Source organism: Ruegeria sp. AB11, assembly GCF_056536325.1.
In genome coordinates this window covers 2514133-2533711 of record NZ_JBQFJO010000001.1, presented here as the reverse complement: position 1 = coordinate 2533711, position 19579 = coordinate 2514133, and the positions used below count along the sequence as shown (strand labels likewise).

General features: G+C 53.7%; 20 protein-coding genes. 6 read left to right on the top strand and 14 right to left on the bottom strand.

The genetic code is table 11. The features are described 5' to 3' along the window. Window positions 1-5: 5 nt before the first annotated feature. From ACR3EJ_RS12730 to iscR, 8 genes are read right to left on the bottom strand one after another with little or no spacing between them, the layout of a single operon-like run. The gene (locus ACR3EJ_RS12730) at window positions 6-563 is read right to left on the bottom strand and encodes a Yip1 family protein (RefSeq protein WP_170539784.1); all 558 of its coding nucleotides are present in this window, start codon (window positions 561-563) and stop codon (window positions 6-8) included. After that, entirely contained in the window at window positions 560-1045 is a 486-nt protein-coding gene (locus tag ACR3EJ_RS12725; protein WP_010440201.1) for a YIP1 family protein, read from the bottom strand. The genes ACR3EJ_RS12730 and ACR3EJ_RS12725 overlap by 4 nt, the downstream gene beginning before the upstream one ends. Continuing rightward, window positions 1045-2325 (bottom strand): SufB/SufD family protein, encoded by a 1281-nt coding sequence (locus tag ACR3EJ_RS12720; protein ID WP_170539787.1) that lies wholly within the window; start codon window positions 2323-2325, stop codon window positions 1045-1047. The genes ACR3EJ_RS12725 and ACR3EJ_RS12720 overlap by 1 nt, the downstream gene beginning before the upstream one ends. Then, complete coding sequence (gene sufC / locus ACR3EJ_RS12715; RefSeq protein WP_010440203.1) at window positions 2325-3080, bottom strand: Fe-S cluster assembly ATPase SufC; 756 nt, start codon at window positions 3078-3080, stop codon at window positions 2325-2327. The genes ACR3EJ_RS12720 and sufC overlap by 1 nt, the downstream gene beginning before the upstream one ends. 52 nt (window positions 3081-3132) lie before the next feature. Further along, a complete protein-coding gene (locus ACR3EJ_RS12710) occupies window positions 3133-3336 on the bottom strand; it encodes a hypothetical protein (RefSeq protein ID WP_010440204.1) in 204 nt (67 codons plus the stop codon). Beyond that, window positions 3336-4856, bottom strand: a complete 1521-nt coding sequence (gene sufB, locus ACR3EJ_RS12705; protein WP_170539790.1) for a Fe-S cluster assembly protein SufB — start codon at window positions 4854-4856, stop codon at window positions 3336-3338. The genes ACR3EJ_RS12710 and sufB overlap by 1 nt, the downstream gene beginning before the upstream one ends. Window positions 4857-4874: 18 nt before the next feature. Further along, window positions 4875-5918, bottom strand: coding sequence for a cysteine desulfurase family protein (locus ACR3EJ_RS12700; protein WP_170539793.1), 1044 nt, complete (start codon window positions 5916-5918; stop codon window positions 4875-4877). 54 nt (window positions 5919-5972) lie between these two features. Continuing rightward, window positions 5973-6431: a Fe-S cluster assembly transcriptional regulator IscR gene (gene iscR / locus ACR3EJ_RS12695; protein ID WP_010440207.1), complete on the bottom strand. Its 459-nt coding sequence runs from the start codon at window positions 6429-6431 to the stop codon at window positions 5973-5975. Window positions 6432-6607: 176 nt separating this feature from the next. On the opposite strand from iscR, the gene ACR3EJ_RS12690 reads away from it, so the two are divergent. Together ACR3EJ_RS12690 and ACR3EJ_RS12685 are read left to right on the top strand one after the other, a co-directional pair. Further along, on the top strand, window positions 6608-7261 hold the full coding sequence (locus ACR3EJ_RS12690) for an alpha/beta hydrolase (protein WP_010440208.1): 654 nt from the start codon (window positions 6608-6610) through the stop codon (window positions 7259-7261). Then, a complete protein-coding gene (locus ACR3EJ_RS12685; RefSeq protein ID WP_010440209.1) occupies window positions 7261-7506 on the top strand; it encodes a hypothetical protein in 246 nt (81 codons plus the stop codon). Before ACR3EJ_RS12690 ends, ACR3EJ_RS12685 begins: the two co-directional genes overlap by 1 nt. Window positions 7507-7583: 77 nt before the next feature. On the opposite strand, the gene ACR3EJ_RS12680 is transcribed toward ACR3EJ_RS12685, so the two are convergent. Further along, window positions 7584-7715, bottom strand: coding sequence for a hypothetical protein (locus ACR3EJ_RS12680; RefSeq protein ID WP_260026172.1), 132 nt, complete (start codon window positions 7713-7715; stop codon window positions 7584-7586). Window positions 7716-7899: 184 nt separating this feature from the next. Between ACR3EJ_RS12680 and ACR3EJ_RS12675 the strand changes: the two genes are divergently transcribed. The 3 genes from ACR3EJ_RS12675 to ACR3EJ_RS12665 all read left to right on the top strand — a co-directional run bounded on the left by ACR3EJ_RS12675 (window position 7900) and on the right by ACR3EJ_RS12665 (window position 11149). Beyond that, complete coding sequence (locus ACR3EJ_RS12675; protein WP_029621809.1) at window positions 7900-8235, top strand: DMT family transporter; 336 nt, start codon at window positions 7900-7902, stop codon at window positions 8233-8235. A 77-nt stretch (window positions 8236-8312) separates the two neighbouring features. Further along, the gene (gene typA / locus ACR3EJ_RS12670) at window positions 8313-10130 is read left to right on the top strand and encodes a translational GTPase TypA (protein WP_170470428.1); all 1818 of its coding nucleotides are present in this window, start codon (window positions 8313-8315) and stop codon (window positions 10128-10130) included. Window positions 10131-10567: 437 nt separating this feature from the next. Beyond that, window positions 10568-11149 carry a hypothetical protein gene (locus ACR3EJ_RS12665; protein ID WP_170539796.1) on the top strand — a complete coding sequence of 194 codons (582 nt, stop codon included), beginning with the start codon at window positions 10568-10570 and terminating at the stop codon, window positions 11147-11149. Window positions 11150-11297: 148 nt separating this feature from the next. On the opposite strand, the gene ACR3EJ_RS12660 is transcribed toward ACR3EJ_RS12665, so the two are convergent. From ACR3EJ_RS12660 to recA, 4 genes are all read right to left on the bottom strand, one after another. Then, complete coding sequence (locus tag ACR3EJ_RS12660; RefSeq protein WP_480422951.1) at window positions 11298-11918, bottom strand: transglutaminase-like cysteine peptidase; 621 nt, start codon at window positions 11916-11918, stop codon at window positions 11298-11300. Between the two features lie 351 nt (window positions 11919-12269). Next, window positions 12270-12557 carry a DUF1330 domain-containing protein gene (locus ACR3EJ_RS12655; protein WP_170539803.1) on the bottom strand — a complete coding sequence of 96 codons (288 nt, stop codon included), beginning with the start codon at window positions 12555-12557 and terminating at the stop codon, window positions 12270-12272. Window position 12558: 1 nt separating this feature from the next. Continuing rightward, a complete protein-coding gene (gene alaS, locus ACR3EJ_RS12650) occupies window positions 12559-15228 on the bottom strand; it encodes an alanine--tRNA ligase (protein WP_170539806.1) in 2670 nt (889 codons plus the stop codon). A 179-nt stretch (window positions 15229-15407) separates the two neighbouring features. Further along, window positions 15408-16472, bottom strand: coding sequence for a recombinase RecA (gene recA, locus ACR3EJ_RS12645; RefSeq protein WP_010440218.1), 1065 nt, complete (start codon window positions 16470-16472; stop codon window positions 15408-15410). 190 nt (window positions 16473-16662) lie between these two features. Between recA and ACR3EJ_RS12640 the strand changes: the two genes are divergently transcribed. Then, entirely contained in the window at window positions 16663-17256 is a 594-nt protein-coding gene (locus ACR3EJ_RS12640) for a sulfotransferase family 2 domain-containing protein (RefSeq protein WP_170539810.1), read from the top strand. A 5-nt stretch (window positions 17257-17261) separates the two neighbouring features. Here ACR3EJ_RS12640 and ACR3EJ_RS12635 read toward each other — a convergent pair whose 3' ends face one another. Further along, a complete protein-coding gene (locus ACR3EJ_RS12635; RefSeq protein ID WP_170703220.1) occupies window positions 17262-19568 on the bottom strand; it encodes a PAS domain-containing hybrid sensor histidine kinase/response regulator in 2307 nt (768 codons plus the stop codon). Window positions 19569-19579 lie beyond the last annotated feature (11 nt).

Genomic DNA, 19579 nt, shown 5'->3' with positions numbered 1-19579 from the left:
GTTCCCTATACAGGCGACAGCCAGAGGACAAACGGGATAGCCACGAGGCCAGACAATAGGATCACCAGAAACGATTTACCCAGCGATTGAAATCGATGCGCTTCGTTGAGGAAATGTAAGGTGATGTAGAGGCTCAGCACCAGCATCACGAGGCTGGCCGGCAAGAACAAAAACGGCAGCACCGAGACCAATGTCAGTATGATCGCCTGCCCGATAATCTGCAGGATCTGCAGCCAGACGACCAGAGTCATGAGGTCGTTGAACGACCCCTTTCCGCCCAGTACCCGCCCTACCAAGAGGAAAGCAACAACGCTGATCAGAATCGCTGCAACTGATACAAACAAGGTCCGCGATAAAGGCTCGGCAAATTGTTGAACCTCTGGGTTAATAAACGGCATGACAAAGCCGGACAGAGTTTGAACCAACGCATTCAGGATCACGGCAAGAAAGAATGCAATCCACAGCACGTCTGGACCAAAGCGCATTGCCAGCAATCGCTTGGCAGCCTCGGCCGGGTTTGTCAGCGTCAGGACGACCATATTCAGCAGCACGGCAGAGTTCATTTAATGGCCTTTTGCGATTGTCTGAGACCGGACAACCAGAACCAGGTAAAAATCGCAACCCATAACATTCCGGCTAGCGTTTGTTCCGGGCCCGGACCGATAAAGCCCGCGACCAACCCGTTCAACAACACCAATGGGGCCGATGCCAACAACGCCCAGAACAACGCCAGCCTTGCGCCATAGCCGTTTCCACGGCCTCCAAAAACCCGTGCCACCAACTGTGAGAGCCACGCCAGAAGATAGAAGAACAGAGGAAGTATGAAGACCGAGCCCAACAAGGCGCCGCCCATGAGCATGTTCAGTTCCAGCCCCTCAATGTGGGCACGGCGTGCAAGGCTTGGCAATTGGGCGATGAAACCAACTACACAGAAGGCCATCACAAATGCCAGCGCACGATCTTCACGCGGGCCCATATCCAACAGGCGACGCACAACTCGCCCCGGTCCGCGATACGTGGCAACGATATCTGTTGTGACGGACATCAGCGGCGGCGTGCCAGCCAATCTTGCAATCGTGTGACAATCACTTCGGCCAGAGCTTCATCTTCGATCTCCTGAACCGCTTCCGCGAGGAAAGCCAAAGTCAGCATATCCGTCGCCTCTTTGGTCGGGACACCACGCGATCGCAGGTAGAACAACGCCGTTTCGTCTATCGCACCAGAGGTCGAGCCGTGCGAACAGGCGACGTCATCCGCGTAGATTTCCAACTCGGGCTTGGCGAGAAACTGGCTGTCCTCATCCAGCAGCAAAGATTGGCTGATCTGATATCCATCGGTTTTCTGCGCACCCGCCTTGACGAGGATCTTTCCCTGAAAGACGCCTGTCGCCCCGTTGCGCAACACCTTCTTGAACACCTGACGGCTTTCGCAATTCACCGCATCGTGGGTCACAAATACCGTGTCGTCATGATGGAATTCACCATCTCCAACGCAAGCACCCGCAACATGGACCAAGGCATCGTCGCCGGTAAGTTCAACCACCTGCTCGTTCCGCGTCAGAACACCGTTCACAGTAAGTGTGAAGGATTTGTACACAGACTCCGTTCCCATTCGAGTGAACATATGCGTCGCTGCTCGCCGCTGATGATCGCGACCCTGCGCGCGAACATGGTGCAGCGTACCGCCATCGGCGATATCGATCTCCATACATTTGTTGAAACGCGATGCGGCCGGGCCATTTTCAAGGATGGTCACCTCGGCGCCATTTTCAACACGAACTACATGGTGCAGGATCGCATCCGAGGTTTCCGAAGCATGGCGATAGATCAGGCTGATCGGTTTGGCAGGTTTTCCGGTCACATGGATGGCAACACCATCTGACGCAAATGCAGTGTTCAATGCCGCCAGAGGGCGATGCACCGGAGTCTGACCATTTGCTTCAAGAACACCGTATAACTCTTTGGCCCAATGGATATCTTTGCAGCAAATATCTTCCAACCTGTCGATAGTGACACCTTCCATCGACAGTTGATCTGACTCTTCAGGGCTAAATACACCATCGATGAAGACAATCTTCAGCCTGTCAAATTCGTTGAACATCGGCGCTTCGTCGTTCTGAAACAACGCCGCCGCGGGTGCTTGTGCCGAGATCAATGTATCGGGCTGGGTATACTTCCAGTATTCATCCCGACGTCCGGGCAGACCCATTTCGCGCACCCGCGCCAGAGCAGCCTCTCGCGCCTTACGCGTGCAACCCGCATCTGGCATGCTCAGAGCTGCAAGCCGCTCTTCCGTTGCCGTCTGTTTTGCTTGAGCGAGAGCCATCAGTTTACCTCGGCCAGAATGTCAGCATACCCATTGTGCTCAACTTCCAGAGCCAACTCGGGTCCGCCGGATTTGACGATACGGCCATCGGCCATGATGTGTACGACGTCTGGTTTAATGTGATCCAGCAAACGCTGATAATGCGTGATAACAAGGAAACCGCGCCCTTCGTCGCGCAACGCATTCACGCCTTCCGAAACCAGCTTCATCGCATCCACATCGAGCCCCGAGTCGGTCTCGTCAAGGATGCATAACTTGGGCTCAAGCATTGCCATCTGCAGGATTTCGTTGCGCTTTTTCTCACCACCCGAGAATCCAACATTAACTGGGCGTTTCAACATATCCGCGTCGATCTTCAGCGCCTTTGCCTTGGCGCGGATTTCTTTCAGGAAATCCGCCGCAGACAGTTCTTCCTGACCACGTGCCTTACGCTGAGCATTCACCGCTGTGCGTAAGAACGTCATGTTGCCGACACCGGGAATCTCAACCGGATATTGGAATGCGAGAAATACGCCAGCAGCCGCGCGCTCTTCCGGCTCCATCTCAAGCAGATCTTCACCCTCAAGTGTGGCGGTACCATCTGTCACTTCATATCCGTCACGACCGGACAAGACATAGCTTAGCGTAGACTTGCCAGAGCCATTCGGCCCCATGATCGCATGCACCTTGCCGGCCTCAACAGTGAGATCGACACCTTTGAGGATTTGTTTGTCTTCTTCCTCAAGTTTTACGTGCAGGTTTTTGATTTCCAGCATTTTTTGTCCTTTTGCATCTCGCAAGGGGCGCAGATTGACCCCAGATAATTGTCTATCCCAGCACCTTGCGGATCACCCGAGCGATGATCCAACCCAGCAGCGCGCCTCCGCCCACTGCCCAGACCGGGTTGATGAAGTCCATGTATTTCGTGTTGACGTATGCCACCCCCAACAGGCCGCCGATCACCGGCAGCGCGTAGCCAAGCGCTGTCAGCACATCATCCTTGCGGATACGTTGTTGAGGTTTTGGCGTCATCAGCCGACCGATCCCTCTAGGCTGATCGCAACCAATTGCTGAGCCTCCATCGCGAATTCCATCGGCAGTGCCTGCAGCACGTCCTTGCAGAACCCGTTGACAACAAGCGCCACGGCCTCTTCCTCGTCCATGCCGCGTTGACGGCAATAGAACAACTGATCCTCGTCGACCTTCGAAGTCGTCGCCTCATGCTCGACACGGGACGAGTTGTTTTTGACCTCGATATACGGAACCGTGTGCGCCCCACACTTGTCACCAATCAGCAAGCTGTCACACTGGGTGTAATTGCGACTATCCTTGGCCTTTGGATGCATCGAGACCAGTCCGCGATAGGTATTCTGCGCCTTACCCGCACTGATCCCTTTCGACACGATCCGCGACTTGGTGTTCTTGCCCAGATGAACCATCTTCGTGCCAGTATCGGCCTGCTGCATGTTGTTCGTGATCGCGATCGAGTAGAACTCACCCTGGCTGTCATCGCCACGCAGGATGCAGGACGGATACTTCCAAGTCACAGCCGAGCCGGTTTCAACCTGCGTCCACATCACCTTGGAGCGATCCCCACGGCAATCGGCGCGCTTGGTCACGAAGTTGTAGATACCACCTTTGCCGTTCTCATCACCGGGGAACCAGTTCTGAACCGTCGAATACTTCACCTCGGCATCTTCTTCGATAATGATTTCCACCACGGCCGCGTGTAGCTGTGCGGTATCTCGTTGTGGTGCAGTACAACCTTCCAAGTAACTGACATAACTGCCCTTGTCGGCAATGATCAGCGTCCGTTCGAACTGCCCCGTATTTTCCGCGTTGATGCGGAAATAGGTGCTCAATTCCATTGGACAGCGGACACCCGGTGGCACATAGACAAACGAACCATCCGAAAACACAGCGGAGTTCAGAGTGGCATAGAAATTGTCGGATACTGGAACCACGGTTCCGAGATATTTCTTCACCAGTTCCGGATGCTCTCGGATCGCCTCGGAAATCGAGCAGAAGATAACACCCGCTTTTTTCAGCTCTTCCTGGAAAGTCGTACCAACCGAAACCGAGTCAAACACCGCATCGACGGCGACCTTGCGCCCCTCGGCTGGCGCATCTTCGGCACCTTCAACTCCGGCAAGAATCATCTGTTCTTTCAGAGGGATACCCAGTTTCTCGTATGTCGCCAGCAGCTTGGGGTCGACCTCATCCAAGGATTTGGGCTTCTCTTCCATCGATTTCGGACGAGCATAATAATACTGGTCCTGAAAATCGATTTTAGGATAGCTGACCATGGCCCAGTTCGGTTCATCCATCTTGGTCCAGCGTTCGAACGCGGCGAGACGCCACTCGGTCATCCACTCGGGCTCATCATTCTTGCCTGAAATCAGCTTGACGATATCGGGGTTTACACCCTTCGGGGCGTACTCCATCTCGATTTCAGTTTCCCAGCCGTATTTGTAGGTTCCGACCTCGCGTACCGCATCCACGGTTTCCTGATCGACACCTTCTTTTACCTGGGTCTGGTCCAAAGCGGCCATAAGACACCCTCCGTCAGATCACGCGGCGCGCGCGCGATGCTTTTTCTCTTTCTCAAGCCACGTTTCCGCAAAACGCAGCACATTCTCTTCCGTCGTCTCGGGACCAAGCGATACGCGTATCGCACTGGCCGCCGCGTGTTCATCAAATCCCATGGCCGTCAGCACAGCATTGGCGCGCACTTTGCCACTGGAGCAGGCTGAGCCTGCACTGATCGCAAATCCTGACAAATCCATCTGCATGACCTGGGTTTCTCCCTTCCAGCCCGAAGTGGCAAAGCACAACGTGTTGGGGAGTCGCTCCTGATCTTTCCCGACAAAAATAGTAGATTTCGATCCGGCCTCAAGAGCGTTTTCTAGAATATTTCTAAGTTCACGAACTTTTTCCCAGACACCATTTGCAAGATCGCGGGATGCAGCTTCAGCAGCCGCACCGAAGCCCGCGATTCCGATAACATTCTCAGTGCCCGAGCGACGCCCCATCTCCTGCCCGCCACCTTTGATTTGCGCGGCCAAATCCGTGCCGCGTTTCATCACCAACGCACCGATCCCTTTGGGACCGCCCAGTTTATGTGCAGAAATCAAGGCCATTTCCGCGCCCAGCCAGTTGAACGCGACTGGCAGCTTTCCAAACGCCTGAGTGGCGTCAGTTACAGCCAGATCAGACGGGAGAGATTGAATGATGCCCGTCTCGGAGTTTGCAAGTTGCAATGCAGTTAAGGCGGGATCTGAAACCATAACTTGCCCGTCTTTCGACACTGGTAAAACTTCATTGGCCCAAGCACGTACCGCATCATGCTCGATCGCGGCCCCCTGCAGACCACGTCCTGACATTGCCAACGCCGCCGCTTCGGTAGCGCCCGAGGTAAACACGATGTCAGCGCCATCCGCCCCAAACGCGGTGGCAATCTGTGCGCGTGCTTTCTCGACTAAAGCCTTTGCGGCACGGCCCTCGGCGTGAACGGATGACGGATTGCCGGCCAGATCCATCGCGGCAATCATTGCAGCGCGGGCTTCGGGCCTTAATGGAGCCGTCGCATTATGATCGAGATAAACCCGTTTCATAGATACATCTTTTCCAACATGGATTCCTGTGGAACGAAAATCTGTTTCATCAGCTCAGTCGTCCACGACCGCAAACAAGTTTGGAACTGCCGGGCACGGTGCCAGATCATTTCGGATCACATCCGACAACCGCGTTTGATGCAGGAACACATACACATGTGCGCTCAGGCTTTCCCACAAACGATTGGTCAGGGATTGCGCCCGACTGCCGGACGAAGCACCCGATGCCCCCGCCCCTTTGTGCATCGCATCGACGGTTTCATCTACCGCAGCCAAAATCTCAACCACTCGAATTTCGGATGCAGGGCGCGCAAGACGATAACCTCCACCCGGACCCCGAACCGAGCTGACCAACTCAGCACGACGCAGTTTTACAAAAAGCTGTTCCAGATAAGGAAGAGAAATATCCTGGCGCTCGGAAATCTCACCAAGTGTAACAAGCTTGTCAGAGGATTGCAGAGCAATATCCGCCAGAGCAACCATCGCATAGCGTCCTTTGGTCGACAGCTTCATTTGAATTCCTTAAGGCAAGAACCGCGAAAACATTGACGCCGCCGCAGCCAGTGCGTATCTCCCACTGACAGCGTTTTCACGCGACACAATGTAATTAGAACCGTTCTAAGGTGCCTGACGATTACCGTCAAGATAATCTCGGGGCCGAGGCGTCAAAAAACAGGACTAAAGCACACATGCCCGAGGTGATTTTTCCCGGACCCGAAGGCCGCCTGGAAGGCCGCTACCACCCGCAAAAGGAAAAAGACGCACCGATCGCAATCGTGCTGCATCCGCATCCTCAATTTGGCGGGACCATGAATAACAAGGTGGTCTACAACCTGCACTATGCCTTCTACAACATGGGCTTCACGGTTCTGCGCTTTAACTTCCGTGGCGTAGGCCGCAGCCAAGGCGAATATGATCAGGGTGTTGGCGAGCTTAGCGATGCCGCGTCGGCGCTGGATTATCTTCAGTCCATGAACAACAACTCCAAGCATTGCTGGGTTGCAGGATTCTCATTCGGCGCCTGGATCGGAATGCAACTGCTGATGCGTCGTCCCGAGATCACCGGCTTTATTAGCGTGTCACCCCCGGCGAACATGTATGATTTTTCTTTCCTGGCCCCCTGCCCGTCTTCCGGCCTGATCATCAACGGGTCGTCAGACCGCGTTGCACCCCCTGCGGATACCACTTCGCTGGTTAGCAAATTGCACGAGCAAAAAGGGATCACAATCACGCATCACGAGGTTGAAGGCGCGGATCACTTCTTCCAGGATCGCCACATGGACACGCTGATGACCGACGTGACGGATTATGTGAAGCGTCGCCTGACCGAGAATACGCGCTGATGTCTGATACCATCACCACCCTTGCCTCGAGATTGGCAGAGGATACGATGAAGGTCATGGACGAAACCGGTGAGGATCGGTTTTATGTGGAGGTCGGCGAGCTTTTGGGCGCGTCATCTCAAACGCTGGAAGAAGCGTTTTTGACCGAAGTTCGGGTACGGCTCGCAGAACGCAAGGCCCGTAAGTTTGTGGTCAAGAAATTGTCCGATCATCGCTCAAAACTCAAAGCGATCGAGAAGCAATAAGAATTGAATGCAATCTTGTTGCGAACAAAAGAAAAGGAGCCCGAAAGCTCCTTTTCGTCAGATCGTTCGGTGTGCGCCTAAACTGGAATACCCTTTAACCGCTCAACATTCTGGGCTGCATCAATGTCGACGGACCCCCCGTCTGCAAGCCACCCTAGCGCTACGATCAACACCGAAACGATAATGACTGATTTTGCAAATGTCGTCATTCAATCAAACTCGTTAAAAACTAACTAAAACACCCAACCCATTATCATGCCTCAGGAATATCGAATAGTCAGGTTTACCTGACCTTTGGTAAAGTCACTCTTTATTCTGCGCCGTCAGAATCCTCTTGCCCGGCAATAGCCAACTATGGTCAACCTTCCGCGACACTTCGGAAAGGCATCAATCTTGCCCAAAACATATTTCATTCTGCTGCTGGCGGTCATTGCGGAAACCATCGGGACCACTGCACTGCAAGCCAGCCATCAGTTTACCCGCTTTTGGCCCTCTGCCCTGGTGGTCGTTGGCTATGGCAGCGCATTCTATCTTATGGCGCTCACTCTGAAAGTGATGCCTGTCGGGATTGTCTATGCAATCTGGTCGGGACTTGGGATTTTCCTAATAGCACTGATTGGTTTTCTGGTATTTGGTCAGAAACTCGACTGGCCGGCGATCCTGGGGCTTGTTCTGATACTGTCTGGAATTCTGATCATTCACCTGTTTTCTTCGACCGCGGGTCACTGAACGCCGGTTAGGGCTGGTATATTTTGTCGCGCCGCGTTATGCGCCGGGCCAACTTCCCGTTCAAAGGTTGACCTCTCATGGACCTGCGCAATATCGCAATCATCGCTCACGTGGACCACGGTAAAACGACCCTGGTGGATGAGCTTCTTAAACAATCCGGCGCTTTCCGCGAGAATCAGGCCGTTGCCGAGCGCGCAATGGACAGCAATGATCTGGAACGGGAACGTGGCATCACCATTCTGGCCAAGGCGACTTCGGTCGAATGGAAAGACACTCGTATCAACATCGTCGATACCCCCGGCCACGCCGATTTCGGAGGCGAGGTCGAACGCATCCTCAGCATGGTGGACGGAGTTGTTCTTCTGGTCGACGCCGCCGAAGGTCCCATGCCGCAGACCAAGTTCGTGACCTCCAAGGCGCTGGCATTGGGACTGCGCCCCATCGTTGTATTGAATAAGGTCGACAAACCGGATGCCGAACCAGATCGCGCGCTGGACGAATGTTTTGACCTTTTCGCCAACCTTGGTGCTGACGACGATCAGCTTGATTTTCCCGCCATGTATGCCTCGGGCCGTTCAGGTTGGGCAGATATGGAATTGGACGGCCCCCGCAAGGATCTGACTGCCCTTTTCGATCTGATTGTCGATCACGTCCCCGCCCCCAAGCAAATTGAGAAAAAAGACGAGCCGTTCCGAATGCTTGCCACCACGCTTGGCAGCGATCCTTTCATCGGCCGCATCCTGACCGGTCGTGTCGAGAGCGGAACGTTGAAAGCGGGTGATAGCCTCAAGGCGCTCAGCCGTGACGGAACATTGATCGAGAATTTCCGTGCGACAAAGATTCTCGCGTTCCGTGGTCTCGCACAACAGCCTATCGATGTGGCCGAAGCCGGGGACATCGTCACCATTGCGGGAATGAGCAAAGCCACGGTTGCGGATTCTTTGGTTGCTCCGCAAGTAAACGAGGCTTTGCCCGCTCAGCCGATAGATCCACCAACGATCACCGTCACCTTCGGCATCAATGATTCTCCGCTTGCAGGCCGAGACGGTAAAAAGGTTCAGTCCCGCGTCATTCGTGATCGTCTAATGAAGGAGGCTGAATCAAATGTCGCCATCCGCATTAGCGATACACCCGGTGGTGAAGCCTTTGAGGTCGCTGGCCGTGGCGAACTCCAGATGGGCGTTCTGATCGAGAATATGCGCCGCGAAGGGTTCGAACTCAGCATCTCGCGCCCGCAGGTTTTGTTCCGCGACGAAGACGGTCAACGCCTTGAGCCCATCGAAGAAGTCACCATCGATGTCGATGACGAATTCTCGGGCTCGGTGATCGAGAAGATCACCGGAGCACGCAAAGGTGAACTGGTCGAGATGCGCCCCGCAGGAGTTGGCAAAACCCGCATCATTGCCCATGTCCCATCACGTGGTCTAATCGGATATCACGGCGAGTTTCTGACCGACACGCGCGGGACCGGTGTTCTGAACCGCGTTTTCCATGGATGGGCTGCCCACAAGGGATCGATCCCCGGTCGTCGCGCAGGCGTCTTGATCTCAATGGAAAAAGGCCAGGCCGTCGCCTACGCCTTGTGGAACCTGGAGGAACGTGGACGCATGTTCGTGGGGCCGCAAACCGATGTCTATCAAGGCATGGTGATCGGTGAACATTCTCGTGACAACGATCTGGAAGTGAACCCGCTTAAAGGCAAGAAGCTGACCAACGTACGCGCCAGCGGATCGGATGACGCGGTGCGCCTGACGCCTCACATAAAATTCTCTTTGGAAGAGGCGATCGCGTATATCGACGATGACGAACTGGTTGAGGTGACGCCAAATGCGATCCGGCTTCGTAAACGCTATCTGGATCCACATGAGCGGAAGAGAATGGCACGATCTGCGTAGGTCCTGCAGTAACTCAGTTCACACATACGCAACAATGGCCCATTCGTGGCAAATTTGCGTCAATATGGAAATAGTCCAGAAATCTAGAGCCCGCCAATTTGGCGGGCTTTCTATTTGTTTTTAAACGCCTTTCCCTTGCGTAAGCCAATATTGATCCTTGTGCACTCATCATTGGCCACTTGAAAATAAGGCCTAAAAAGGAGATTTTGTGTTCAAAGTGTGGCGCCGCACGAGTATACGGCGAGTTAGTTAATGAGTATCTAAGGAGAAATGCTATGCGCATTAATTCCAAACTATTTTCGATAGTATTTGTTGCTTCTACATTCCCGTTTATATCTGCTGGTACTGCGCAGGCATCTGAGATGTGTACTGTAAAGACGGCAAAGCAATCCGTGTCCTCAAACACCCTTTGCGCCTGCGACGTCGTAAGTTCTCGGATGATAAAATACATCCAACGTCGGGCGGATTTTGAATCCATTCTGGAGCAGACGCTGCTGGATTGCCCTGCATTTGCATCCCTGCTGACCGACCTTCCGACAGCATCGCTTGGCCTGGCGGATCGACGTTCCGGCGATGGTCCTGATGATGAAAACCCTCGCGGTGGCAACGAGCCAGACGATGAGCGGACATCTGACGACGACGATAGCCCCAAGGGCGGTGACAATCCCAGGGGCGACAATAATCCCAAAGGTGGTGACAATCCCAAAGGTGGCGAGCCCAAAGATTCGACTGACGATACCGATCCGCGCGATATACAAGACATCCTAAGAGAAAAGCGGCAAGCAGCCTCAGATTTGCACGCTCAGGCGGATTCGTACGAATCAAAAGCTCAGTGGCACGAGAACAAAGCTGAAATTCGTGACCAAGAACAAAACCCGGAAGGTGCCGCAGAGCAAAGAAGCGAGGCCGAGAAATATCGGCGGCTGGCTCTTGAATATCGGAACTCGGCCCGTGAAATGAGCGATGGTGCGCAGGAAATGGAGGAAGCACATCAGCGGGCAGAAGAGTTTACCCGTTAGACCCTGCGAGTACAGGCCACCGGTCTGAAGATTGGCGGCAAAGTCTAGTTAAGACGAAATAAACGGGCGCTGTGCAGATTCACGCGCCCGTATCTTTTGATCTCATTTCCACCATTTGGATTTCAAGGCCGATACTCCTAACTGCGCGCTAGCTCCGCCCATAAACCCCAACCCATTTGCGTGGCTGCTTCGGATCCTGCATGCGCAGGAACAGATAGCGCGTCTCTGACCAGAGCTTGATCCGGTTTGTGAGGTTATCCAGAACCAGATCACCTTGGCTCGAACGGTAGACCAGCACGGCATGAGAGTTTCTGCGGGTATCCAAAACAGTCGCGATCAATAGTTTGCGGGGATCGATTCCTGCATTGATCAAATCACGCTTTTTAAGCAGGGCAAAATCTTCACAATCCCCGCCAAGAGATGTCGGTAGGGCCCACATCTCGCGGGTCTTGTACTGCCTTTGGTCGGTGACCTCTCGCGTCGACGCATTTACGCGACGGTTGATCTGCTTTACGAGCTTCAGTTCTTGTGCGCTGGAAAGCGAAGCGGCTCCCTTATGAGCACAAGCCCATGTGTATTGACGACACAACTGCTGTGCCCCTGTCGGCGGAGGCGAGGCAACAACGCTTTGAATGAATGCGGCATCACGGGCCGAGGCTTCTGAGGCGACAATTGTCGAACTTGCGATCAACACGGCCAAACTGATGCGTCCACAGAACTTCGCTGTGTATTCGGAAAATGCATTCAGGGTAGTGCCTCTGGTCGTCATGTCTGTCCCTCAGATTAGATTTAATCCAGACGATTGGCGCTTCGTGAAGTTCATTGAGTTCGAACAGAGAATATCCGGCAAACTCGGCACTTACGCAATCTTTGAATAGTTTGAGGGGGGAAAACGGCGGAAAATCGTCAATTTCCATGACCATTTTTGCACAAGATCATGGCAGTCGCCGCCACATTCGTATTCTCGCTGTGGTGGGATTGTTAGAATTCTCAGATTATAATATTGTTATTATTGTATTTTTTGAAAATTGAAGGATGCGCGCCCCCGCATCCCGAGGCCACACGTAAAACTAAGCCGTCGGAACTTCCGTTCCGCTGGTCCAAAGAATCAGAATGATTCTCACTCAGTGGTTTCGACTACAACCAGTTCACGTTCGCTGGCGCCTCGGGCATGATCCAGTGCTTGTTGGTAAGCGGGCGAATTATAGCACTCAACAGCAGCTTCAACCGAGGGGAAGCGGGCGACCACATTACGCGGACGTTCCTTGCCTTCCAACTGCACGTACCGCGCGGCACGGGCTATGAACTCACCGCCATGGGCGGCGATCGCGGGACCTGCCAGCTCGGCGTATTTTCCGTATGCATCGGCATCGGTCACAGTGACATGAGCAATCCAGAGTGCAGGCATCTTATCCTCCCAAAACCTGTTCTGCGGCTTTTATGGCTGCTTCAACGTTCGAGGCATCTTTGCCTCCGCCTTGTGCCATGTCAGCCCGACCACCACCACCCTTGCCGCCAAGTTCGGCAACGGCAGCGCGAACCAGATCAACGGCCGAAACTTTGTCAGTCAGATCTGGTGTAACACCGGCGGCAACGGCAGCTTTTCCACCTGTATCTGCGATTAACAACACAGCACCTGAACCCAACCGGTTCTTGTGCTCATCGATCAGCGTTGGCAAGTCCTTTCCGGACACGCCGGTCAGTGATTGGGCGAGGAAGGCCATACCATTGACCTCTTTTGCTTCAGAGCCACCCTGCCCTGCGCCACCAGCCATCGCCAGATCACGGCGCAGTTGAGCAACTTCGTTTTGAAGCGATTTGCGCTCATCCATCAACGATTTCACACGCGCAACAACGTCATCAGGCTGTGCTTTCAACTCCAAAGCAATAGCGCCGAGACGCTGATCCTGAGCCGACAGGTGATTGAAAGCTTCATCCCCAGTAAGCGCCTCAATCCTGCGCACACCTGCGCTGCTGGCGCTGTCGCCGAGAAGGACAAACGTACCTATGTCACCTGTCTGGCGCACATGGGTGCCGCCACACAATTCGATCGACCAGGTCTCACCATCCTGCCCTTTGCCGGTAGGTGCCTTACCCATCGACACGACACGGACCTCATCACCGTATTTCTCGCCAAACAGCGCCTGTGCACCCAGCGCACGGGCATCGTCTGGCGTCATGATACGCGTCTCGACAGCCGAGTTCTGGCGAATAAAGGCATTCACCTCACGCTCGACCTTTTGAATCTCTTCCCGCGTCAAAGCCTTTGAGTGGCTGAAATCAAAGCGCAATCGGTCGGATGCATTTAATGAGCCGCGCTGAGCCACATGATCACCCAGCGTTTCACGAAGGGCTTCGTGCAACAGGTGCGTCGCTGAATGGTTTGCGCGAATGGCCGTACGTCTTGCGTGATCGACTTCAAGCTCAACAGCGTCACCCGTCGAGATCGATCCATGATCAACTGTCACCTTGTGTGCATAGACCTTGCCGTCGGCAAATTTTCTGGTGTCTACAACACGGGAAATGTCATTTCGTTCATCGAGCCTGCGGATTTCACCTGTATCGCCAACCTGACCACCGGCTTCACCATAAAACGGCGTCTGGTTAACCACGACCCAGCCACTGCCGCCTTTCTCAATACTATCGACCAAGGCACCATCGACTACCAGTGCAGCCACCTGACCTTCGGCTTTTTCCGTGTCGTAACCAAGGAAATCGGTAGCACCGGCGGAATCTAACACATCGAACCAGACGACCTGATCAGCTGCTTCGCCAGAACCAGCCCAGGCAGCGCGCGCCTTTGCTTTTTGTTCGGCCATAGCGGCATCAAACCCATCAGTGTCTACTGTACGTCCTTTCTCGCGCAGCGCATCCTGAGTAAGATCCAGCGGGAAACCGTATGTGTCATAAAGCTTGAATGCCGCATCACCCGGCAGCGGATCACCTTCCGACAAACCAGAGACCTCGTCATCAAGCAGTTTCAAGCCGCGATCCAAGGTTTGTTTGAAGCGCGTTTCCTCCAGCAGCAATGTCTCTTCAATCAGTGGCTGCGCCTGACCAAGTTCGGTGTATTGCGCGCCCATCAGTTGAACCAGAGTTGGCACCAAACGGTGCATCACCGGATCTTTCGCGCCCAACAAATGTGCATGGCGCATCGCACGACGCATGATACGACGGAGAACATATCCACGCCCATCATTTGACGGCATCACCCCATCAGCGATCAGGAAAGATGTCGAACGCAGGTGATCCGCAATCACACGGTGATGCACATTCTGATCCCTATAAGGATCAACTCCGGTGGCCTCTGCGGAAGCCTCGATCAGTGTTTTGAACAGATCTGTGTCGTAGTTGTCATGACTGCCTTGCAGCAGTGCACCGATCCGCTCAAGCCCCATGCCAGTATCGATCGACTGCATATCGAGCTCGACCATCGAGCCGTCTTCGAACTGCTCGTTTTGCATGAAAACGATGTTCCAGATTTCGATGAACCGGTCGCCATCTTCTTCGGCGGAACCCGGAGGGCCACCCCAGATGTGATCGCCGTGATCATAGAATATCTCGGTACACGGGCCACATGGCCCGGTTGGACCCATCTGCCAGAAGTTGTCATTGGTGGCGATGCGAATGATCCGGTCCTCGGGAACTCCCACCTTCTTCCAAATTTCAAAGGCTTCGTCATCGGTATGGTATACTGTCGCCAGCAGGCGGTTCTTGTCGATCCCAAATTCTTGGGTAATCAGCTCCCAGGCGAATGGGATTGCTTCCGGCTTGAAGTAATCTCCGAACGAGAAATTTCCCAACATTTCAAAGAACGTATGATGGCGCGCGGTATAGCCCACGTTATCCAGATCATTATGCTTGCCACCTGCGCGCACACATTTCTGTGCTGTGGTCGCGCGATGATAATCACGGGTTTCTACGCCGGTAAACAGGTTCTTGAATTGAACCATACCTGAGTTCACGAACATCAACGTCGGATCATTGCGCGGCACCAATGGGCTGGACGCAACCACTTCGTGGCCTTGCTTGGCAAAGTAGTTCAGAAAGGTCGAGCGGATATCATTCAGCGTGGGCATTTGGGCTCTCTCAACGCGCATTCATAATGGTCTGCGAAGGTTTAGCCCTCTGTCCAAGGAGTGTCCACAGCATTGGACGACCCAAACGAAACAAGGCGGCTCCCTTGAGCCGCCCCGTTCCAGGTATTCTAAGCACTATCGGAATGCCGGGGGATTTCTGCTGATGCCGTCAGAGTGCATTACGCTTCGAGGATATCATCCTCTTCCGCCTCGGGGGGCATTTCAAAATCCAGACCGTGGGCCGCGCGAATCTTGTCTTCGATCTCCAACGCGGCGCGGGAATTGTCACGCAGATATTGCTTGGCGTTTTCACGCCCCTGCCCGATCCGCTCGTCGCCATAGCTGAACCATGAACCTGACTTTTCAACCACTCCGGCTTTAACGCCCAGGTCTAGCAATTCGCCCATCTTGCTGATGCCTTCGCCATACATGATGTCAAATTCCACCTGCTTGAACGGCGGCGCCACCTTGTTCTTCACAACCTTGACGCGGGTCTGGTTGCCGACCACCTCGTCGCGATCCTTGATCGCGCCGATGCGGCGGATATCCAGACGAACCGAGCTGTAGAACTTCAGTGCGTTGCCACCGGTCGTGGTTTCGGGGCTACCGAACATCACGCCGATCTTCATCCTTATCTGGTTGATGAAGATCACCATGCAGTTCGAGCGATTGATCGAGCCGGTCAGTTTGCGCATTGCCTGGCTCATCAGCCGGGCCTGAACGCCCACGCTGCTATCGCCCATGTCGCCTTCCAACTCGGATTTCGGCGTCAGGGCCGCAACCGAGTCGACCACAACCATGTTCACCGCACCAGAGCGCACCAACGTATCAGTGATCTCAAGCGCCTGTTCACCGGTATCGGGCTGCGAAATCAGCAGTTCATCCAGATCAACACCCAACTTGCGGGCATATTGCGGGTCAAGTGCATGTTCTGCGTCTACAAAAGCGCAAACACCGCCACGTTTTTGCTGTTCAGCAATGCAATGCAGTGTCAGCGTGGTTTTACCCGAACTTTCAGGCCCGTAGATTTCAACAATCCGCCCCATCGGTAGACCACCGATACCCAGCGCAATATCCAGGCCCAGTGAGCCGGTCGAGCTTGCCTCGATATCCTGCTTGGAATCCTCGCCCAACTTCATGATCGAGCCCTTGCCGAACTGCCGTTCGATCTGAGCCAATGCGCTGTCGAGCGCCTTTTGCTTGTCTGCGTTTTTCTTGTCGCTCATCGTCAGAAGATCCGCCATTGTCCTGTCACTATCCCTTTTGTCACACCCTTTGACGGGCGGCAATCGCTGCTTTGTTCGCCTCTTGTTCCTTATGGGACCAAAAAGAGAACATTTCAACTAAAACTTATGAAATTCAGTCTTAGGCAATTGTGTTAAAGAGTCGTTTACGACAATCTGCCAATCGAAAAGCGTTGTAGAGAAAAGATAAATGCTTGTTTTTTATGAAGAGCGTCTCGCGCTTTTGTCCGTCCCCAAAACCGGCAGCACAGCCTACCAATCTGCTCTGAAAGACCGTGCCGATATCGTTGTCTCAGGTCCAACTGAATTAAAACACGCAAACATGCGCCGCTTTGATCGGTTCTATCAAACCATGTTCAAGAAGCTGTTTGACACTGAAATGGAGGTTATGGCCGTCGTCCGAGATCCCATCGACTGGTTAGGAAGTTGGTATCGATATCGCACGCGGCAGGAATTGAACAATCATCCACACTCTACTCAGGGTCTTGATTTTGAGGCATTTGTAGTTGCCCATATGCAGAAATCCCCTCCGGCCTGTGCGGATGTCGGACGCCAGAGCGAATTCCTAATGCCCCGCAGCAATGGTGCCGGAGTGAGCCACGTGTTTAAGTACGAAAACCAAGGCACGATACTCGATTTCCTACGAAATCGCCTGAACTGCGACATACAGCTTCCGCAAGAGAATGTTTCGCCCAAGCTCAAGCTTGAACTCTCGAAAGACACAGACCAGCAATTTCGCAGCTTATTCGCAGCGGAATTTGCTCTGCATCAATCTGCTGAGTAACGGCGTCAGTTGAGTTGCTGAAACACCGCTTCGGTCAACTGCGTCAATGAAAATGGTTTTGGCAGAAAGGTCGAGTTTTCAATCTCAGGACCGGATTCACCAAATGCGCCTTCCGTATAGCCGGACATAAAGACCACCCGGACCTCGGAGCGCGTTTTCATTGCCTCGCGCACCCAGGTCGGACCATCCATGCCAGGCATCACCACATCTGTGACAAAAACGTCGACCGTGAGATTTGGGTCCTCCAACATATGCAGCGCATCCTCGGCTGATTCCGCCTCAAGCACTGTGTACCCCTTCAGACGCAGCGCACGCGTGGCAAAAGCGCGGACGGGGGCTTCGTCCTCGACTAACAGAACAACACCTTCACCTTGCCGCGGCTTTTGCTCTTCCGGGGCCTCTGGTGTGATCGGTTCAGATGTCTGCGCCACATCACTGACAGGAAGAAGAACGGTAAATTCGGTACCCGTACCGGGTACGCTGTCCACGAAAATGAATCCTCCGGTCTGTTTTACAATGCCGTATACCGTCGAAAGACCCAGACCTGTCCCTTCTCCGGTGCGCTTGGTGGTGTAGAAAGGTTCGAATACCTTTTGCAGCTTGTCCGGAGGGATACCTATGCCGCTGTCTATGACCTTGACCATCACATACTCGCCCGGCAGCACTGTCGCCCTGTCGCGCGAATAGGCCCGCTCTAGATTCAGAACTTCGGTTTCGATCCGAATCTCACCGCCGTCGGGCATCGCATCGCGCGCGTTTACAACCAGATTCATCAACACCTGCTCAAGCTGTCGTTTGTCGGCACAAACCGGCTTGAGCACGGGATCATGGCTGAGCGTCAAGCGGACCTTCTCGCCCACAAGGCGATTCAAAAGGTGGATCAGATCGGAAATCGTGTCTCGCAAATCCAACACCTCGGGCCTGAGGGTTTGCTTTCGCGAAAATGCAAGCAACTGACTGACCAGAGCGGCAGCGCGGTTGGCATTCTGGTTGATCTGTACAAGGTCACCATAATTCGGATCATTTTGGTCGTGGCGCAGCAACAGAAGATCGCAATGCCCTGATATTGCGGTCAGAAGATTGTTAAAATCATGTGCAACCCCACCTGCCAACTGGCCCACGGCCTGCATTTTTTGTCCCTGAACGAACTGCGCCTCAAGCGTTTTTAACTCGGTTGCGTCATTCAGAACTGCGATCAGATTTACCTGACCGTCACTCACAATACGAGACAGCGTGACCTGAACGAACACTTCTTTGTCTTTACGGGTAAGGCGCAGAAACTCTGACTTTGGAGCAGAAGTCTGTTCAACCGTACGAGCGAGCCAATCACGAATGGAATAGCCAAGCCCGTGCATAACCTCGTCAATTCTGGAATTGCCCAGCCGAACCTCACCCACCAGTTCGATTGCAAGGTGGTTGGCTTCGATGATCTCACCATCGGGCGCCAATCTCATTATCGGAACCGGCAAATCAGCGAACGAAGTTGCCTCGTGTTTTGCACCGCTATCAGTGATCGGGGTCAAAATCAGTTCGCGTGCAATTCCGCTTCGGCGTAACTGAGAAACCAGGACAGTTTTATCACCCTCGGGCGTCACTACTCGAATTGCACTGCTAAGCCCGCCGGGATCGCCCAGCACAGCATTCTCTGGTGATAACTCTGCAAACGTGGCGGGCGTGCGGCCAAAAAATTTTGCAGCTGCATCATTGGTGTTTAGAATAACTTCATTCCGACCAATGGTGATGACCGGTAACCCGACATTTCGCCAGGCTTGCTCAGCCTCTAATGCGAAGCGCCAGCAATACCAATCTTGATCCAGTTTCGATACCGTCACCGGTATGGTTTGACCACGTGTGACTACATCCTCTTCAGCTTTCACCCGCGTTCGGAGCTGAGTTTGAAGACGCAGCAGAATCGCCGCCGGATTGGCGAATACAGATCGCAATGTGTCATCCAATTGCTTCTCTGGTATGGCACCTAGGCCGAGGCTGGCCCGCGAATTGACCAGGACAATTCGGCCATTTTGATCCGTAACGATACAGGCTCCGGTATCTTGCTCCAAAAGAGCTGCAATCACGCCTTTTGCACGCTGCTCGATTTGCTTGGCGATCCAATTGCCTAAGATAGCAAACCCAACAACCGCAAAAAAAGACAGACCGACGGTTGCAACACCAATATTCCATTGTTTTGGAAGGACACCCAAGGCAGCAAGCAAGCAGAGAAGAAGGGCAATCAAACCCAAAGACACATAGCGCCCGCGATCAGATACGACCCGATCTGACAAACGGGGAAACGCTTGGGGAACACTGGGCATAAAGCAGCTCT

What these genes read in the sequence shown, in the direction of transcription:
- ACR3EJ_RS12710 (WP_010440204.1), bottom strand. Translation starts at nt 3,336, where the DNA reads ATGACGCCAAAACCTCAACAACGTATCCGCAAGGATGATGTGCTGACA.
- ACR3EJ_RS12700 (WP_170539793.1), bottom strand. Translation starts at nt 5,918, where the DNA reads ATGAAACGGGTTTATCTCGATCATAATGCGACGGCTCCATTAAGGCCC.
- sufB (WP_170539790.1), bottom strand. Translation starts at nt 4,856, where the DNA reads ATGGCCGCTTTGGACCAGACCCAGGTAAAAGAAGGTGTCGATCAGGAA.
- sufC (WP_010440203.1), bottom strand. Translation starts at nt 3,080, where the DNA reads ATGCTGGAAATCAAAAACCTGCACGTAAAACTTGAGGAAGAAGACAAA.
- ACR3EJ_RS12680 (WP_260026172.1), bottom strand. Translation starts at nt 7,715, where the DNA reads ATGACGACATTTGCAAAATCAGTCATTATCGTTTCGGTGTTGATCGTA.
- ACR3EJ_RS12725 (WP_010440201.1), bottom strand. Translation starts at nt 1,045, where the DNA reads ATGTCCGTCACAACAGATATCGTTGCCACGTATCGCGGACCGGGGCGA.
- typA (WP_170470428.1), top strand. Translation starts at nt 8,313, where the DNA reads ATGGACCTGCGCAATATCGCAATCATCGCTCACGTGGACCACGGTAAA.
- ACR3EJ_RS12660 (WP_480422951.1), bottom strand. Translation starts at nt 11,918, where the DNA reads ATGACGACCAGAGGCACTACCCTGAATGCATTTTCCGAATACACAGCG.
- ACR3EJ_RS12635 (WP_170703220.1), bottom strand. Translation starts at nt 19,568, where the DNA reads ATGCCCAGTGTTCCCCAAGCGTTTCCCCGTTTGTCAGATCGGGTCGTA.
- ACR3EJ_RS12720 (WP_170539787.1), bottom strand. Translation starts at nt 2,325, where the DNA reads ATGGCTCTCGCTCAAGCAAAACAGACGGCAACGGAAGAGCGGCTTGCA.
- ACR3EJ_RS12640 (WP_170539810.1), top strand. Translation starts at nt 16,663, where the DNA reads ATGCTTGTTTTTTATGAAGAGCGTCTCGCGCTTTTGTCCGTCCCCAAA.
- alaS (WP_170539806.1), bottom strand. Translation starts at nt 15,228, where the DNA reads ATGCCCACGCTGAATGATATCCGCTCGACCTTTCTGAACTACTTTGCC.
- ACR3EJ_RS12685 (WP_010440209.1), top strand. Translation starts at nt 7,261, where the DNA reads ATGTCTGATACCATCACCACCCTTGCCTCGAGATTGGCAGAGGATACG.
- ACR3EJ_RS12655 (WP_170539803.1), bottom strand. Translation starts at nt 12,557, where the DNA reads ATGCCTGCACTCTGGATTGCTCATGTCACTGTGACCGATGCCGATGCA.
- ACR3EJ_RS12665 (WP_170539796.1), top strand. Translation starts at nt 10,568, where the DNA reads ATGATAAAATACATCCAACGTCGGGCGGATTTTGAATCCATTCTGGAG.
- iscR (WP_010440207.1), bottom strand. Translation starts at nt 6,431, where the DNA reads ATGAAGCTGTCGACCAAAGGACGCTATGCGATGGTTGCTCTGGCGGAT.
- recA (WP_010440218.1), bottom strand. Translation starts at nt 16,472, where the DNA reads ATGGCGGATCTTCTGACGATGAGCGACAAGAAAAACGCAGACAAGCAA.
- ACR3EJ_RS12730 (WP_170539784.1), bottom strand. Translation starts at nt 563, where the DNA reads ATGAACTCTGCCGTGCTGCTGAATATGGTCGTCCTGACGCTGACAAAC.
- ACR3EJ_RS12690 (WP_010440208.1), top strand. Translation starts at nt 6,608, where the DNA reads ATGCCCGAGGTGATTTTTCCCGGACCCGAAGGCCGCCTGGAAGGCCGC.